The sequence below is a fragment of the Nostoc sp. genome, assembly GCF_036917935.1.
Classification (GTDB): domain Bacteria; phylum Cyanobacteriota; class Cyanobacteriia; order Cyanobacteriales; family Nostocaceae; genus Nostoc.
The window spans coordinates 1-17,411 of record NZ_JBALEL010000015.1 but is presented as its reverse complement, the minus strand read 5'-3'; the positions used below and the strand labels follow the sequence as shown (position 1 = coordinate 17,411).

Here is a 17,411-nt window from a genome sequence, read left to right as displayed (position 1 = left end):
ATTCAGCAATGGAATACGAGATGCTAAAAATAGCACTTCGCAAACCGTAGCGGTTGATGACAACAGAGCGCTAATTTCGATTAAGCAACAACAAAATTATTGTTGGTTAGTGACAATCCACTCAAAAGTTGGGCAAATTTTACCTGACTAAACCCAGATTTACTACCATCTTGGTCAAAGTACAGTCCACCTGTAATAAAGTCATAGATAAATCGTTGATTGCTTGTCGTTGCAGATGTTCCCAGGGTAAACTGATTAGCTGAAAGTGAACCTATTGATAACCCGCCAGCAAAAGAAAAAGCTGATATCTGAATCAAGTCATTAGTAGCGTTGAAGTCATAAAGATTGTCAACACCTTCATTGTAATTATAAAAAACAAAGGTATCAGTCCCATTCCCTCCAATTAGGCTGTCATTACCCTTTCCACCTGTCAGAGTATCATTGCCGTTGCTCCCCACAATCAAGTCATTGTAGTCTGTACCTGAGATATTTAATCTTTCGATATTGTTGTAATTAACTAGATACGTATCTGCCGTAACCGATCCAGTGTTAGTAGTAGCATTAAAAGTCGAAGCGATTCCTTTTGTAATAGAGTTGTAATACAGAGACATAGACAATAAATCGTTACCATTACCCCCATTTACCGTTTGAGTCGCTAAATCAGAGGGGACACCATCTGAGGATGTGATGCCTAAATTGAAGGAATCATTGCCATCACCCCCAGAAAGGAGGTTATTACCTTTTGTATCGATAGCATTTAAGGTATCGTCACCAGCGCCACCGTTGAGGGTGTTATTAACTATGGAAAGAGTAGGGTCGCTGCCAGAGATGTCAAGATAATCATTGCCATCGCCCCCAGAGAGCAGATTATTGCCTGTTGAACCGCTACCAGACAAGGTATCGTTACCTGCACCTCCTTCTAGGGTGTTATTACCTGTGCTGCGAAAATCTTCGGAGTAGTAAAAGGAGGAGTAGTAGTTGTAGTAGCCAGAGATGTTAAGAGAATCATTGCCATCGCCCCCAGAGAGCAGATTATCGCCTGTTGAACCGCTACCATATAAGGTATCGTTACCTGCACCTCCTTGTAGGGTGTTATTACCTGTGGAGCGAGAATCTTCCGAGTAGTCAGAGGAGGAGTAGTATCTGCCAGAGATGTCAAGAGAATCATTGCCATCACCCCCAGAGAGCAGATTATCGCCTGTTGAAGCGTTAGCACTCAAGCGATCGTCATCGGCACCTCCTTTTAAGGTGTTATTACCTATTGAACCGCTAACATTCAATATATCGTCACCGGCATCTCCGTCAAGGATATTATTGCCTGCACCGCCAATCAGAGAATCATTGCCTGCACCGCCAATTAGAGAATCATTGCCTGCACCACCTCTGAGTATGTCATTACCACTCAATCCGTCGATAATGTCATTACCGCCTTGACCATTGATGAGATCATTAGAGTTGGCAAAACCTGTAATATTGTTATCGAGGTCATTCAGGAAAGTAACAGTGTTCTTATTGAACAGGTTCGTTTGAGTGGAATTTGCATCAAACACATCAAAACTGTCAGTGACACTAGTTTGACCATAAAAGAGGATATTGCCAATAGCAGGTCGTGAAGAAGTTGCTGGCAAATTATCCAGGTTTTCTAATTTGAAGTTTTGCAGAATGACTTTGCTATTAGGGAGATTTTCAAAAGTGATTTCTAAGTTGTTGCCATTTTGAGTTAATTGCAGATTTTGAGCAGTGAAATCATAACTTGTAAATTGTAAGGTGTCTAAGGAGGCAATCAGCGTTGCTGAGGCATTTGAGCCTTTACCCACACCACCGAAATCGGTAATAGTATCAGTATTTTTGCTGTAGTAATAGTCGTTGTTGTAAACAAATTCATCATTACCAGCGCCACCAGTTAGAGTATCCTTACCAACGCCCCCGGAGAGGGTATCGTTGCCACTATTCCCCACAATGTTGTCATTGTATTCTGTACCTAAGATATTTAATCGTTCGATATTCTTATAATTAACCTGATTCGTACCCGACCTAATTGAGCCAGTGTTAGTAGTGGCATTGTAAGTTGTTGCGATCGCCACACTACCGTTGTAATTGACGGACAGTACATCGTCACCCTCACCCCCATCTATGGTATCATTGCCACCATAGCCCGTGGAGAGCGTATCGTTGCCACTGTTCCCCACAATTTTGTCATTGTAACCTGTACCTGAGATATTTAATCGTTCGATATTCTTATAACTAACCTGATTCGTACCCGCTTTAATTAAACCAATGTTAGTAGTAGGATTGAATGTCGTTGTAATTCCCGCTGTAACGTCATTGTAATTGACGGACAGTACATCGTCACCCTCACCCCCATCTATGGTATCATTACCAGCATAGCCCGTGGAGAGCGTATCGTTGCCACTGTTCCCCACAATGTTGTCATTGTAACCTGTACCTGAGATATTTAATTGTTCGATATCCTTGTAATTAACCTGATTCGTACCCGACCTAATTGAGCCAGTGTTAGTAGTGGCATTGTAAGTTGTTGTAATTCCTGCTGTAGTAGCGCTGTAATAACTGTAATCAAGGGACAGCAAATCGTCACCCTTACCCCCATCTACCGTTTGATTCTCTAAATTTAGATAGAAGGAATCATTGCCATCGTCCCCAAAGAGGAAGTTATTTCCTGTTGAATCCTCAGCCCTCAAGGTATCGTCACCAGCACCACCGTTGAGAGTATTATTGCCTGAAGAGAATAATATAAGATCGTAGTAAGTGGGAATACCAGAGATATCAAGATAATCATTGCCATCGCCACCAGATAGCAGGTTATTGCCTGATGAACCCTCAGCCATCAAGTAATCGTTACCAGCGCCACCGTTGAGGGTGTTATTGCCTGATGAGATAAAATTAGGATCTGCTCTATAAGTAAAAACACCAGAAGTGGAGAGAGTATCATTGCCATCGCCACCTGATAGCAGGTTATTGCCTTTTGGAGACTTAGCATCCAAGTAATCTTCACCAGCGCCACCGTTGAGGGTGTTATTGCCTGATGAGGCTGTATAAATATAACGGTTTTTAGAAACGTAAGAGGTGGAGAGAGTATCATTGCCATCGCCACCTGATAGCAGGTTATTACCTGATGAAGCCCCAGCATTCAAGTAATCGTCACCACTGCCACCGTTGAGGATGTTCTGGCCTGTTGAATATTCAACATCCAAGGCATCATTGCCCACACCACCAATCAAAGTATTATTACCTGCACCACCCCGCAGTAAATCATTGCCACTTTTGCCATCAATAAGATCATCACCCCCCTGACCATTGATGACATCATCTGAGTTATCAAAGCCGTTAACATTATTGTTCAGGTCGTTAAGGAAAGTGATTGTATTCTTATTGAAGATAGTACTTTGAGTGGAGTTGGCATTGAACACATCAAAGCTGTCTGTAATGGTAGTTTGCCCAGAAAACAGGATATTGCCCGAGTTGACAGTTGCTCCTGTAGATAAGCTTAGGTTATCCAGGTTTTCTAAAGCAAAGTTTTGCAGAATGACTTTGGGACTATCCTCTGCTTTCAAGAAAGTGATTTCTAGATTGCTGCCATTCTGGGTTAGCACTAGATTTCGAGCAGTTAAGCCATAAGCGAAATTTAGGGTGTCTACTTCGGCAATGACTGCTGCTGAGGGGTTTACACCTTTACCTACTCCACCAAAATCGGTGATAGTATAAGTACTATACTCGCTGGAGTCGTAAATGTCGTTACCACCTCCACCAGTCAAGATGTCGCTACTGCCGAATAGGGTATCGTTACCCTTCGTTCCAATGATATTTGCCATAATTTTTACCTACCTCAATCGATTTTTTTAGTAATTTCAGTTTTGAAGGGAGCTGTTAGTGGGACTTAAACAAAAAGTAGCCAGAAAAGAGCCTAAAAGCTATATGCGGATATGTATTTTCCTTGCCTTGCATGGGTTTCAGCCTTGTTTCTGCCTCAAAAATGTTTAAGTCGCGTTAGTGCTGTTTTCAGGCAGAAACGCCCCCCAAAATTTGATGTTGTCGGCATACTTTTCTCCGTCACCTTTGGGAAATATTACTATTTCTCGAAAATTCAGCCATTAAAGAATGGCTTGTAGTAGCACTGATTTTGATTTCTCTTACTATCTAAGTTTTAAGCATTGTACAAATTCATCAGCGTCTGTATTGAAAATTCCGAATAATCAGTCATTACAGGCTAAATAAATTATCTTTGTCCATTAGAACTCAGTGAACAAGCATCAAAAATCCAGCCTTTATATTTAGTTTTTTGCCAGTGCCTAAATCCTACTAGAAGAGAAAATAGTCAAGAGTTAACTCTGGCTTGGTAAATATACTTTTATACCCTCCTTATGGGCAATTATGCGTAAATGTTTAATTTGAGAATACAGACATCTCAAGAACCCAACACTGACCATATACTACCGTATTTACTTAGATGTCTTTGCTTCCAGACACATCTTTGCATATTCTTCACATTATTTACTGATAAATTTACGTAAAAATATTTTGATTTATGCGCTATTAATGTGTCGTCTTTTCCTCTTGCTAAAGGCTATTACTAATTGCTATAGCGTTTGTAACCAAGAAATTTGCGATCGCAGACATTACTGCTTCTGCCTCCAAAGAACAGATCAATCACATGACCTTTGTTCTCAAAAATTCTCCAATCCTTGAGTGCGGTGTTAATGGATCTCATGGCTGGGTTGATTTCACACTTTTCTTTTGGTTACGTAAGAAACACAAACACCCTAGACATCGCCCTTGCTATAGCAATATGGTTGTTTGCTCAAGCAAGGGGCAATCAGTAAAGAACAGGCGGAACAGTATCAAACCAGTGCTGATGCTCAACAGGCGACGGTGAACGCAGATCAAGGCGGAGTGGCGAATGCTCAGGCAGGGGTGGCGGCAGCCCAAGCAGATGTCCAAAATGCTCAGGCAGCAGTAGCATCAGATGAAGCTGCGATCGACAATGCCAAAGTTCAGCTTTCTTACAGTTCCATCTACGCACCAATTGCCGGACGTACAAGTAGCCTGAAGCTAAATCAAGGTAATTTGGTACAGGCGAATAGCGATGATCCGCTAATTACAATCAGCCAAATTCGCCCGATTTACGTCAACTTTTCCATTCCCCAGCGACTGCTGCCAGACATCAAAAAATACAGTGCTAATAACGGCAAGTTAAAAGTCGATGCTTTACCTCCTAAAGATGCAGGGCATCCGGTACGAGGCGAACTCACTTTTGTCGATAGTGGAGTCAATACCCAAACAGGCACTATTCAACTTAAGGGTACTTTTGCCAACGCTGACGAACGCCTGTTTCCAGGGCAGTTTGTGAATGTAGTACTCAAACTGAGCGAAGAACCAAATGCGATTACTGTGCCTTCTCAGGCGGTACAGAGTGGACAAAAAGGGCAGTTTGTGTATGTAGTCAAACCTGACAAAACAGCAGAAATGCGTTTAATTACCGTCGGCGACATCGTTGAGAACGAAACGGTGATTAAGCAAGGGTTGAAACCAGGTGAACAAGTAGTCACTGATGGACAATTCAACCTAGTGGCTGGTGCCACAGTCGAGGTTAAACCGGAAGTAGGAAGCACAGGGGGAGTGGGGAGTAGGGAGTAGGGAGTGGGAAAAATTTCTAATTTTTAACTCAGCACGGGCGAAACCCTAGCTATCCGCTACCGCTAACAGCACTCAGAACTCATTCAAGGGAAGGCGATGAACATTTCCGAGCTATTTATCCGGCGTCCAATCATGACAACCCTAGTTATGGTTGGCATTTTGATATTTGGGCTGCTCAGTTACCAACAGCTACCCGTTAGCGATCTGCCCAATGTGGATTATCCAACACTCCAGGTAACAGCTAACCTACCCGGAGCTAGCCCAGAAACGATGGCTGCCTCAGTTGCAACCCCCTTAGAGCAGCAGTTTTCTAGCATCGCGGGATTGAGTTCGATGAACTCTACCAGTTCTTTGGGTACCACACAGCTGACGCTGCAATTTGACCTAAATCGGGATATCGATGGCGCAGCCCAGGATGTGCAGTCTGCTATTTCTAAGGGAGCGAAGCAGTTACCAACTAATATGCCTAATCCCCCATCTTACCGAAAGGTAAATCCGGCGGATCAGCCAGTTCTCTATATCTCCCTCAATTCGTCTATTCTGCCCCTGTCAACTGTAGACAAGTATGCTGAAACATTGCTGGCACAACGTCTATCAATGGTAGATGGGGTGGCGCAAGTGCAGATTTTTGGTTCTCAAAAGTACGCGGTACGAATTCAGCTTGACCCCGAATCACTGAGTGTAAAGGGAATAGGAATTGATGAAGTAGCTGATGCGATCGCAAATGGAAATGTCAATCTACCTACCGGGACACTTTACGGTAAGCAGCAGAATTCTACAATTCAAGCAAACGGTCAACTCAATGATGCCGCCAGCTATCGCTCCCTAAATGTAGCTTATCAAAACGGCGCACCAGTGCAGTTAGGAGAACTGGGTCAAGTTCTGGACAGCGTGGAAAATGATAAGATTGCGAGTTGGTATTTTCCTGTCAAGAAAGAGAGTAAAGGAGTAGAGGAAAAATCCTCAATCCCAAATTCTGGCGTGCGGGCGATCGTTCTGGCAATTCAGCGCCAACCGGGAACTAATACTGTTCAAGTAGTGGATGCAATCAAGAAACTGCTACCCACCTTCCGTACACAGATTCCGGCGGCTGTGAACATGGATATTCTCTACGATCGCTCCCAGTCAATTCGTGAGTCGGTGGATGATGTACAATTCACGCTGTTGCTCACCATCGCCCTGGTGGTGCTAGTAATATTTCTATTTCTTCGCAATATCTCTGCTACAGTCATTCCCAGTTTGGCAGTACCGCTTTCGATAGTAGCGACTTTTGGGGTCATGGTGCTACTGGGCTTCTCCCTCGATAACCTATCGCTGATGGCGTTGACCCTTTCAGTAGGTTTCGTGGTAGATGATGCCGTAGTCATGCTGGAGAATATTGTCCGCCACATGGAAATGGGTGAAAGCCGTATGGAAGCAGCCCTAAATGGTTCTAGAGAAATTGGCTTCACCATTTTATCTATGACCATTTCCTTAGTAGCAGTATTTATCCCGATACTTTTCATGGAAGGCATTCTGGGGCGACTGTTCCGTGAGTTTGCCGTTACTATCAGCGTTGCAATCTTGGTTTCTGGCGTAATTTCTCTCAGCTTGACGCCAATGCTGTGTTCCAGATTCTTGAGTCCACCTCATCATCAGCAAGAGAGTGAAGAACTTGAGGGAGTAGAGGAAGCAGGGGAAGCAGGGGAAGATGAGGGAGAAATTCTCAATCCCAAATCCAAAATCCAAAATCTAAAATCCAAAATCCAAAATTTCAACCGTCGTCTCTACAATTTTTCAGAAAACATCTTTAATGTGATTTTGGGCGGATACGATTGGAGTTTGAAGAAATCACTCAAGTATCACCGCACGACGATGGTGATTTCGGGAGCGATTCTTTTAGCAACAGTTTATCTATTTATAATAGTGCCTAAAGGGTTTGTGCCCAACGCAGATGTTGGACAAATTACGGCAACTACTCAGGCATCAGAGGATATATCCTTTGATGAGATGGTAAAACATCAACAGGCTGTAGCTGCGATCGCTTACAACGATCCAAATGTCGATTCTATCAACTCCAGCGTCGGGGCTGGTGGGCCAAATGCTTCTGCTAACGCTGGACGAATTTTAATCGAACTCAAGCCCCGCCACGAGCGCCATCTCAGTGCTGATGAAGTTGTGCAGGAACTCCGACCAAAGTTGTCAGTTGTGCCTGGAATCAAGGTTTTCTTACAAAATCCCCCAGCCATCAATGTCGGTGGACAACAGACAAAAGCGCAGTATCAATTTACTCTGCAAACTCCCAATATTCAGGAACTTTACCAGTAAGCTCCCGCTTTAGAAGAGAAATTGCGTAGGTTTAGCCCGTCGAAGACATCGCTCTCAGATTTACAAGATGTCAACAGCGATTTGCAAATCAAGAATCCCCAAGTCAAAGTAGACATCAACCGTGACCAAGCTTCGGCTCTAGGTTTGACCGCCAATCAGATCGAAACTGCTCTGAGTAATGCTTATGGTACTCGCCAAGTTTCCACCATCTACGCCCCCGATAGCCAGTACCAAGTAATTATGGGCGTGGAACCAAAATATCAGCAAAATGCCAATGCTCTAGATTTACTCTCAGTTCGTGCCCCTAGTGGACAACTTGTACCTCTCAACGCTGTAGCAACCTTGAGCAAAGATGTGGGCCCCTTGACCATCAACCACAAAGGCCAGCTAGCATCTGTCACCTTCTCCTTTAATCTTAAGCCAGGAGTTTCACTCGGTAACGTCACTGGGAAAATTGAGCAACTCGCGCGTCAAACCCTACCACCTACTATTAGTACAGGTTTCCAAGGTTCAGCACAGGCATTTCAATCTTCAATTCAGGGGTTAGGATTGCTACTACTGGTTGCCATCTTAGTGATTTATATCGTGCTGGGGATTCTCTACGAGAACTTCATTCACCCGCTGACAATCCTTTCTAGCTTACCCTCCGCTGGATTTGGAGCAATACTGACCCTGTTGCTGTTTCAAGTTGACTTGAATATTTACGCCTTCGTCGGCATTATCTTGCTAGTTGGCATTGTGAAGAAAAACGGGATCATGATGGTTGACTTTGCAATTATTGCCCGTCAAAACGGCAAAACCCCTTACGATGCTATCTATGAAGCTTGCTTGGTGAGGTTTCGCCCAATTATGATGACGACAATGGCAGCACTCATGGGTACACTGCCCATCGCCCTCGGTTTGGGAGCCGGAGCAGATACACGCCGCCCCCTTGGTTTAGCAGTAGTTGGAGGATTAGTGTTCTCGCAGTTTCTCACACTTTATTTGACGCCCGTTTTCTACACCTACATGGAGTCTTGGCAAACAAAGCTCAAAAAACGCAGTTGGCGCAAACAGTCAATTTGACACTTCCCCGACTGAACAAATGAACCAAGCGTTATTTGTTCAGTCGGGGGATTCTACATTCACAGACTCGCCGTTAGCTAGGTTGGTTCGGTTGAGGTGTCTTCCTCACTCTCCATTCCCTTTGATTTTAATTTGCTTTAGACTCGACCTTAACGCACCTTTATCATGAAGAATGATTAAGCAAAACGAGTATAGACAAACATGATAAAAATCCTAGCTGAAAACTTGATGGGAATTGAGGCAAGATTACAAATTAATTGGGTTTGGCTAAATGCTAGCTTACAGTTTGCTAGTTGGGGACTCTTCTCACTTTTACTCGCTGAGGTCTTGAGAGACAGTTACCATGCTTTGTGTCACCAAGTCAATTGGCTTGCGAAATGGCACAACAAGCACCATACAGCCTATCGCCGCGATTTATCGATAGTTTCCCTGAAAGTTTATCAAGAATCTCAGCTCTATCACGACATTTTAGAATCGAGTCTACTGCTGGTGATATTGGTAGTCATTGCCTTAATTGTCCAACATAAGGGGTTATGGCTGGGAGTAGCTTATGCTTGCACCTTTTTGTATGGTGCGTCTGTGCGATATTTCCAGGGAAAAATTGATACAGATTACAACCACCTACCCGGCCCTTTAGAAACAATTCCATCCATTTGGTGGGTGAATCGGTCTTACCATTGGCGGCATCATTTTGATGATGTCAATGCTTACTACAGTGGTGTCTTTCCCCTAGTGGATAAAATTCTGGGCACAGGACTGTCTCTCAAGGGTAAAACCATCGCTTTAACCGGAGCATCAGGTGCGTTGGGGCAAGCATTAGCGGCTGAACTTGTAAAGAAGAATGCTAAAGTCGTGGCATTAACCACTAATCCAGAAAAATTAGTCGAGCAAGTTGGGGTGAAGGTGGTTCCTTGGGAGTTGGGCAATGAAGCCAATCTGAAGCATAGTTTAGAGAAAGTAGATATTTTAATTATCAACCACGGAATCAATGTCTACACCAAGCGCACACCAGAGGCCATCAACTCCTCTTATGAGGTGAATACCTTTTCAGCATTGCGGTTGATGGATATATTTTCGACAACTGTAACAGGGCCACAAGCAAAAGCAACCAAGGAAATCTGGGTAAACACTTCTGAGGCTGAGGTTTCTCCAGCACTGAGTCCGCTTTATGAACTTAGTAAGCGATCGCTAGGTGATATTGTTACCCTCAAGCGTTTGGATAGAGATTGTGTAATTCGCAAGTTAATTCTTGGCCCATTTAAGAGTCAACTGAATCCTTATGGAGTGATGTCTGCACAGCAAGTTGCTCGTGCCATCTTATTTTTGGCACGGCGCGACTTCCGAAATATTATTGTGGCAATAAATCCTCTCACCTATCTGCTGTTTCCCTTAAAGGAAACTAGTACCTCGCTATACTATCGACTTTTTAGCCGGACAGCGAAAAGTTAATAATTTCCGGGTGATAACCCAGTTTCTAGTTCAAATAGTTTAGGATTTTAGACTTGAGAACCTACCTGACTTGTCACTCTTATCTGGAAAACCTCTCTCCTAAAAGGAGAGAGGCTTTGAGTGTTACTCCCCAACACTTGTAGGGAAGGGTTATTTATTAAGTCTATATTGGACTCAACTGAGAACCGCTATATATGTGAGACATACTCTGATTTGCTTTATGCTTGCAGCTGACAGAGTAGTAAACCAAACCATTGATTTGGATCTGTCCACATCCGAAGAGGTAATAAACCTTGTGTGGTTAGTTGCTGTTTGATGGTATTAAGGTCAAATTTGCGGGAAATTTCAGTGAGGATAGTCTCACCTAGTGCAAAATTAAGCTTGAGATTAAGAGCGCGTAATTCTACAATTTGCGATCGCAAGCTGCGTAAATGCATTTCTATTTGATGCTCACTTTGATTGTAAAACGCCCAGTGTTCAAACTGCGTAGTGTCGAAATTCCCCTCAAACCGCTGATTTAAATGTTCTAGCATATTGAGGTTAAATGCTGCCGTCACTCCTTGGCTGTCGTTATAAGCTGGTTCCAAAATCTGTTTTGGCTTTCGTAAATCTATCCCCAACAATAAATACTCACCTACTTGTAGAGCATTTGTAATTTGAGAGAAGAATATATCACACTCATCAGGTGTAAGATTACCTAAAGTGCTACCAATAAAACAAATCATCCGACTGGGTAATTGCGTCGGTAGGAGTTGTGCAAGGGCTAATTCATAGGTTCCCGCTAGTGCATAAACTTGCAATAAGGGATAATCTCCTAATAACTGCTTGGCACTACTTTCCAACATACCTGCACACACATCAATTGGTAGGTAGTGCAGGGGATAGCCTAGCTGCTGGTAGGCATCTAGTAAAATGCGGGTTTTGCTAGAACTGCCACTGCCAAGTTCTACCAATTCACAAGCGCCAGTTATCTTGGCAATTTCGCCAGCATACTGCTGTAAAATCGTTGTTTCTGTGCGTGTGAGATAATATTCTGGTAAATCACAGATTTGCTCAAACAGATCAGAACCACGGTCATCATAAAAGTAACAAGGGGGTAGAGATTTAGGTGTTTGAGTTAATCCCTTAACCACATCACTCCCAGCAGTAGGTGCAACTATTTGAGTTACTCCTACCAAACGCTCTATCTGCAAGCGTTGAAAAACGCTGCTTTGAGAAGTAACATTGCTGTTAACAGCTTTAGATATCGACATTAAACCTCCGTTTGCTTGGCGTAATAGGTAAGCTTTGACAGCACACCTTTACTCCAATTAGTGAAACACATAGCCATAGCTAATAAAATCATGCCTGAGCAATATAGCTCAAGCTTTAAAGCTATTTTTCGGCATTTTTCCATTAAAATGATCGCAAGTAAGCGCCTAAGTGCTATGTTCTCGCAGCCATAAAGACTTGATATAGGCAATATGCCCCAAGTGTCAGCCAACAGCGGCTCAAGTCAGGATGAGGCTGACTTGAGAATGTGGCTTTGTCCATATCCTGGAATAGTGCAAAAGTTTTCCAGCGACATTCATCGAAGGCTTGAGAAATAACCTCTTTTACACTAGATTTGCTCAATTTGGATCTCACAGTCTGCTCCCACACTAATGATGCTATTTTCTGGGCAAGCAATCCAATTACCTATAAATAGAGGTTCAGATGCAATAATTACGGAATTGGGGAAAGTCAGATCATCTCGTATCCAGTAAAGAGATGGAGGCGGTGAAGTGGTAGAAAAACGAGAAGCTATCAGGCGATGTCCGTCACTAAAGATTATATTGAGTGAGGCTTCTACTTGATAGCGTTTTGCCATCTCTAAAAGCGTTAATAATGTCGAGCGTAAAGCATATTCTGGAGGTCGATGTTTGTTAATTTGACTTTGTGAAAGTAACAATGCAAAAATGTGTTCGGAGTCAGTACTGCCATTAATTTTTTCGTAAAATTCTTGGGTTAAAGTGCTGCGGATTTTTCTGTGTAATGTTTTGCGGAAATTCTCAATTCGTCCATTGTGAATAAATAGCTGTTGTTGATGGTTAAAAGGCTGACAATTAGCAAAATCTACGGCTTGTCCTGATGTAGCACTGCGGACATAAGCAAGTACACACTTTGATTCAACGTAACGGCTGAGACTAGGTAGATTTATGTCATTCCAAATAGGTAGGGTATTTTTGTAGATAAAAGGGTCAGTATCTTTTTGATTATGATACCAACCCACACCAAAGCCATCTGCATTTACCACTCCAGAGATCATTTCGCGGGGTTGATAACTCTGGACTATGAGTGAGTGTTCTGGTTTATACAGAAGATGTTCTAATGAAATAGGCGAACCGAGGTAAGCAAGTAAACGGCACATTATGAATATTCCAACTTCTATTAACACAATTATTGGGCAACAGCCTTACCCGTTTTTATTCACCATTATCAGTGGTTCCCACTTATATGGCTTTCCCTCACCTGATTCCGATTATGACTTGCGTGGTGTGCATATTTTACCAGTTCAAGAAGTAGTGGGATTAGAGACTAGAAATGAAACTATTGAAGTTTCAGAACTTCGCGAATCTTTAGAAATTGATTTAGTAACTCATGATGTCAAAAAATTCTTTTTGATGCTACTTAAAAAGAATGGTTATGTGTTAGAACAACTGTATTCTCCTTTAATATTAATAACTTCACCTGAACATGAGGAATTGAAAATTATTGCTAGAAGTTGTATTACCCGTCATCATAGCTACCATTATATTGGTTTTGCTGCAACCCAATGGAAAGTTTTTGAGAAAGAGCATACGTATCGAATCAAGCCATTACTTTATGTTTATCGAGTCCTATTAACTGGAATTTATCTGATGCAAACAGGAGTAGTTGAGTCTAATTTAATTAAGCTCAATGAGGTTTTTAATTTACCATATATTCCTGATTTAATCGCCCAAAAATTAGCAGGTACAGAAAGGTCTATTTTGTCAGATATTTCAGATATTAATGTAGATTTTCATCAAAGAGAATATGAAAGTCTGCATAATAAGTTACAGGAGGCATATCAATCTAGTGCATTACCTGAAGCCCCTTCAGCGAATGCCGCGTTGGATAATTTGTTGATACGCTTGAGAGCAAGGAGCTATGAATTATAGGCTTTTAACTCCGCACTCCTAGCTTTTTTAAAAAAGATAGATTTGGGAATTTTAAATCCGGCGTTACCTATAGATAACGATACTAGTTTATTTATTTTTCAATAGGTCAAATAATTACAAACTCTCTTACTTACTCAAGTTATGATTGATGAATTTGTCAATCTTATTTGTTGGAGAATATTTTTGTTGCCTTATTAGTTTTTGTACATACGTAATAATCACTTTCCCTACTTAAAAAGTAAGGAATTGAGTTTGTCATTTGTAGTTTATAGGTTGGGCATTACAACGCTCAATCTACTATAGGGTACTTGTATTAAAATATGCTGTCAAAAGCAGGTAAATGAGCTTCTAAAAAATGGAGTTAAGAGTTAGAAACTCTTAACTCCTAACTTTTTTACAACTTCAAATTCCAAGCGGCAAAAGCTAAAGTACCCCAACCAGCAAGAAAGGCTGCACCGCCTAGTGGTGCGATCGCTCCCAAGGATTTAATACCGGTTAAACTAAGGGCGTAAAAGCTACCTGAGAAAATAGCTATGCCAATGATAAACAGCCATCCACTGGCGATAAGAGTGGGTTGAGGAGACTCGGTACGACTAATTAGTATGGCTACTAAGAAAAGTGCTAAAGCATGATACATTTGGTAACGAGCGCCAGTTTCAAAAATTTCTAGGGATCGCTCACTAATCTTTTCGCGCAACGCATGAGAAGCAAAAGCACCAGCAGCAACTGACAAACCGCCTAAAATGGCAGCTACGCTCAAAAAAATCTGCGTCATTAGACCTAGCCGTAAGTTGAAGATTGTCATTGGTCATTGGTCATTGGTGAATAACAAATGACAATTAGACATCAAAATGATATGATACAGCCCCTTCTTCATTCACCTTAAAGTTTGCATTGAATTCTTTAGCTTTTTCATCTAAATATTGTCTGGCGTGGGCTGCGGGTAGTTGTGACTGCATGGCAAAGCCCAAAACAGTTACGCGCCCGTGATTTTCTTGTAGCATCTCATAAAAAATCGATTGCAGGCGATCGCTAACTTGTTGATTAATCGCCTTTTTCTCCTGCCGACTTTGACGGTACAATCCCAATGCTAACCACGTGCCCAGTGTTAGGGTAGGAATACCAAAAATTAGATGTTCTACCGCAGTATTATCAATTACAGGCGTCTCTGTTGCTGGTGAGAACTCAATCGAGCCATCCCAAGCTAAGGGTAGCGTGATTGATTTTTCCATAGTCGTTCTATTAAATACGGCTGCTGCTGATAACATTACAAACATGAATCCTAGTGTCAGTAGCCAACCGGCAGCTAATTTTTCAGCAGTTTTCATAGTTTCACTTCAAATTTACACTTTGCTTGCGATTTTAACCTTACTTTCACAAAGGTTCCAATATAAGTAGTGAAACAGAATTAATTACACAACGTCATTGCGAGCGTTTGCAATGACTGTAAATATTTTTGTCCATCTACTTATCAATCTATTCCCAGCGACAGTTTTTTAGCTTTTGTACAAGACTTTTCTGCCTAGCTTGCTTTATGAATGTTAACCTTTGAGATTGTCAAATCGCAGCAAAGGTATAGTCTTTTTCTTGCTGCGATTTTAACCTTAGTTGCGTGTAGCTTCCAGTAGGCGAGAAAAATAGAAGCGAGTTTTCGTCATTGCGCGTCGTTGCAAAGAAAAGCCATTACTTTCCAAGATTCGCACCACATCAGCCTCACGATGCAAATATGCACGAGTGGCTTTACTTGGCCCAGGAAAGAAACTGCCAATTTTCTTAAGTATACTCAGGGCGCAGGTCTTCGGCGCAAAACTGAGAATTATCCGCGACTGTGCCAAAGAACAGAGGTGAGATATCATCTCATCGGCTTTTTCTTGGGGGTAGTGGATGAGAACATCTAAGCAAATAACGGTATCGTAACTACCATTCAATGATTCCAAATCCTGCACAGCAAAAGTGGGATTTTCGGCATTTCCCAAAGTTTGCTTGGCTCTATCTTTGCCTTCTTCCACCATTTTTTCAGAAATATCGGTGGCATAGACTTTCGCACCATCTACCGCTAGGGGAATGCTGAGACTACCGACACCACACCCAGCATCACAAATTGATAGCTCTGGTAAATTGTTATCAGCCTTCAGCCAACCGAGAACTGTATCCACAGTTTGCTGGTGTCCAGTGCGGATGTCTAATTGGACTTTGTTGACTTCGCCATCGCCGTAGATTCGCTTCCAACGGTCAAACCCTGTGGAATTGAAATACTCACGAACAATCGTTTTGTCGTCGGCTACGTTCATAAACTTTGATTTTTAGGGGTTCCCAATGCTTAAAATTATCATTGATAGGAACCCATAAGAGCGGTCTTCCAGATTTTTCCAGATAATACGATAAGCAAACAGACACCCACGTTTAACAGAAATGTACATTTTTACTGAGTATATTAACGATTTTACTTTGACGCGAAATTTAGCCCAATAATCGTTGCCAAGTTAGTTCTTTTGTCATTTCATCCCAATGGCAGCGCAATAAATTAGCGGCTTGACTCTTGGCAATTCCTGGCAAACCAATCGCTTGTCTAGGTGCATCCGTAGCTAGTAAAATCGCAGTCTCCACGTCACAAATCCCCCAGTTCACCAAATTCTGCACTCCCACTAATAAGGGTAAAGTCGTCCCCGATAAGGTGCCATCGGCCAGTCTTGCTGTACCGTTTTTAACTTCAATTTGCCGACTGTCCCAAGGATACATGCCATCGGGTAGCCCCAGAGGTGAAAGGGCATCGCTGACGAGGAACAGCCCTTTTTCTTGATAGCTAGCGCGAAGTAAAATTTGCAGCATCGTGGGCGAAACGTGTTCACCATCAGCAATAAAACCACACATCACATTAGGATAGGTAATTGCTGCCCCTAATAATCCTGGTTCGCGGTGATGCAATGGTGGCATGGCATTGAAGGCATGAGTTACCATCGTTGCACCGAGTTCAAAAGCACGTTGCGCTTGGGCTGATGTTGCCTGAGAATGTCCTAAACTAACGATAATTCCCAAAGAACGCAAATATGGAATTACTTCGTCAGTGGCATCTAATTCCGGCGCTAAGGTGATGACTTTTACAATGTGGGCATAATCACCCAAAACCCGCTTTACCCGATCAATTGTTAAGGGTAACAAGTACTCTGCTGGGTGTGCGCCGCGCTTTTGGTAATTCAAAAATGGCCCTTCTAGATGTACTCCGAGAATCTTGGCACCTGCTTGTTGACTGGGGATAATATCAGCAATAACAGCAAGCGATCGCTGAATCTTTTCTACTGAAGTTGTCACAAGTGTCGGTAAAAATCCATCTACCCCGACATCCCACAAAAATTGCGTTATTTTCTGGAGCTTATGAGCATTTTCAGCCGTCAAATCAGGAAATGCTAAACCCAACGCACCGTTAATTTGCAAATCAACGCCACCCAATGAAATCCAGTCGCCAGCTACATCTATTACGGATGCACGTCTGTCTGCCCCCACTGTAGCCATTGGCAAGATTTGCTCAATTATGCCCTCTTGATTAACCAAGAGCATCTGCAAATCTTTGTACCCTGGTACTCTAGCATTGATAATATCTACAGGATTTTTTGTTGCTTGAGTCATCACACTGGCGAGAAGATACCTAAATCTCATCCGATTTTAGATGAAAGAATCGGCGATTAATCCAAAATCCAAAATCCAAAATCCAAAATCCAAAATCCAAAATCCAAAATCCAAAATCCAAAATCCAAAATCCAAAATCCAAAATCCAAAATC

At 42.4% G+C, this 17,411-nt stretch carries 11 protein-coding genes and 1 pseudogene; 4 read left to right on the top strand and 8 right to left on the bottom strand.

The features are described 5' to 3' along the window. Positions 1–80: 80 nt before the first annotated feature. Together V7K62_RS06805 and V7K62_RS06800 are read right to left on the bottom strand one after the other, a co-directional pair. Positions 81–3,830, bottom strand: a complete 3,750-nt coding sequence (locus tag V7K62_RS06805; protein ID WP_334862966.1) for a beta strand repeat-containing protein — start codon at positions 3,828–3,830, stop codon at positions 81–83. Positions 3,831–4,588: 758 nt separating this feature from the next. After that, the gene (locus V7K62_RS06800; protein WP_334862964.1) at positions 4,589–4,726 is read right to left on the bottom strand and encodes a hypothetical protein; all 138 of its coding nucleotides are present in this window, start codon (positions 4,724–4,726) and stop codon (positions 4,589–4,591) included. A gap of 86 nt (positions 4,727–4,812) precedes the next feature. On the opposite strand from V7K62_RS06800, the gene V7K62_RS06795 reads away from it, so the two are divergent. The 3 genes and pseudogenes from V7K62_RS06795 (at position 4,813) to V7K62_RS06785 (ending at position 10,473) form a co-directional block, all read left to right on the top strand. Continuing rightward, positions 4,813–5,652 carry an efflux RND transporter periplasmic adaptor subunit gene (locus V7K62_RS06795; protein WP_334862962.1) on the top strand — a complete coding sequence of 280 codons (840 nt, stop codon included), beginning with the start codon at positions 4,813–4,815 and terminating at the stop codon, positions 5,650–5,652. A gap of 96 nt (positions 5,653–5,748) precedes the next feature. Next, positions 5,749–9,024: pseudogene (locus V7K62_RS06790) on the top strand (efflux RND transporter permease subunit). Positions 9,025–9,225: 201 nt separating this feature from the next. Further along, a complete protein-coding gene (locus V7K62_RS06785) occupies positions 9,226–10,473 on the top strand; it encodes a bifunctional sterol desaturase/short chain dehydrogenase (RefSeq protein WP_334862960.1) in 1,248 nt (415 codons plus the stop codon). A gap of 218 nt (positions 10,474–10,691) precedes the next feature. Here the strand turns inward: V7K62_RS06785 and egtD are convergent, their stop codons facing one another. Next, positions 10,692–11,726 (bottom strand): L-histidine N(alpha)-methyltransferase, encoded by a 1,035-nt coding sequence (egtD, locus tag V7K62_RS06780; RefSeq protein WP_334862958.1) that lies wholly within the window; start codon positions 11,724–11,726, stop codon positions 10,692–10,694. Positions 11,727–12,073: 347 nt separating this feature from the next. Further along, on the bottom strand, positions 12,074–12,862 hold the full coding sequence (gene egtC / locus V7K62_RS06775; protein WP_334862956.1) for an ergothioneine biosynthesis protein EgtC: 789 nt from the start codon (positions 12,860–12,862) through the stop codon (positions 12,074–12,076). 1 nt (position 12,863) lies between these two features. Here egtC and V7K62_RS06770 point away from each other — a divergent pair, with 1 nt between their 5' ends. After that, a complete protein-coding gene (locus V7K62_RS06770; RefSeq protein WP_334862954.1) occupies positions 12,864–13,634 on the top strand; it encodes a nucleotidyltransferase domain-containing protein in 771 nt (256 codons plus the stop codon). Between the two features lie 394 nt (positions 13,635–14,028). On the opposite strand, the gene V7K62_RS06765 is transcribed toward V7K62_RS06770, so the two are convergent. From V7K62_RS06765 to nagA, 4 genes are all read right to left on the bottom strand, one after another. Further along, a complete protein-coding gene (locus tag V7K62_RS06765; protein WP_334863061.1) occupies positions 14,029–14,409 on the bottom strand; it encodes a DUF423 domain-containing protein in 381 nt (126 codons plus the stop codon). A gap of 64 nt (positions 14,410–14,473) precedes the next feature. Further along, positions 14,474–14,962 carry a hypothetical protein gene (locus V7K62_RS06760; RefSeq protein WP_334862952.1) on the bottom strand — a complete coding sequence of 163 codons (489 nt, stop codon included), beginning with the start codon at positions 14,960–14,962 and terminating at the stop codon, positions 14,474–14,476. A 276-nt stretch (positions 14,963–15,238) separates the two neighbouring features. Continuing rightward, on the bottom strand, positions 15,239–15,925 hold the full coding sequence (gene bchM / locus V7K62_RS06755) for a magnesium protoporphyrin IX methyltransferase (protein ID WP_334862950.1): 687 nt from the start codon (positions 15,923–15,925) through the stop codon (positions 15,239–15,241). Between the two features lie 169 nt (positions 15,926–16,094). Beyond that, on the bottom strand, positions 16,095–17,258 hold the full coding sequence (nagA, locus tag V7K62_RS06750; protein ID WP_334862948.1) for an N-acetylglucosamine-6-phosphate deacetylase: 1,164 nt from the start codon (positions 17,256–17,258) through the stop codon (positions 16,095–16,097). Between the last annotated feature and the right edge of the window lie 153 nt (positions 17,259–17,411).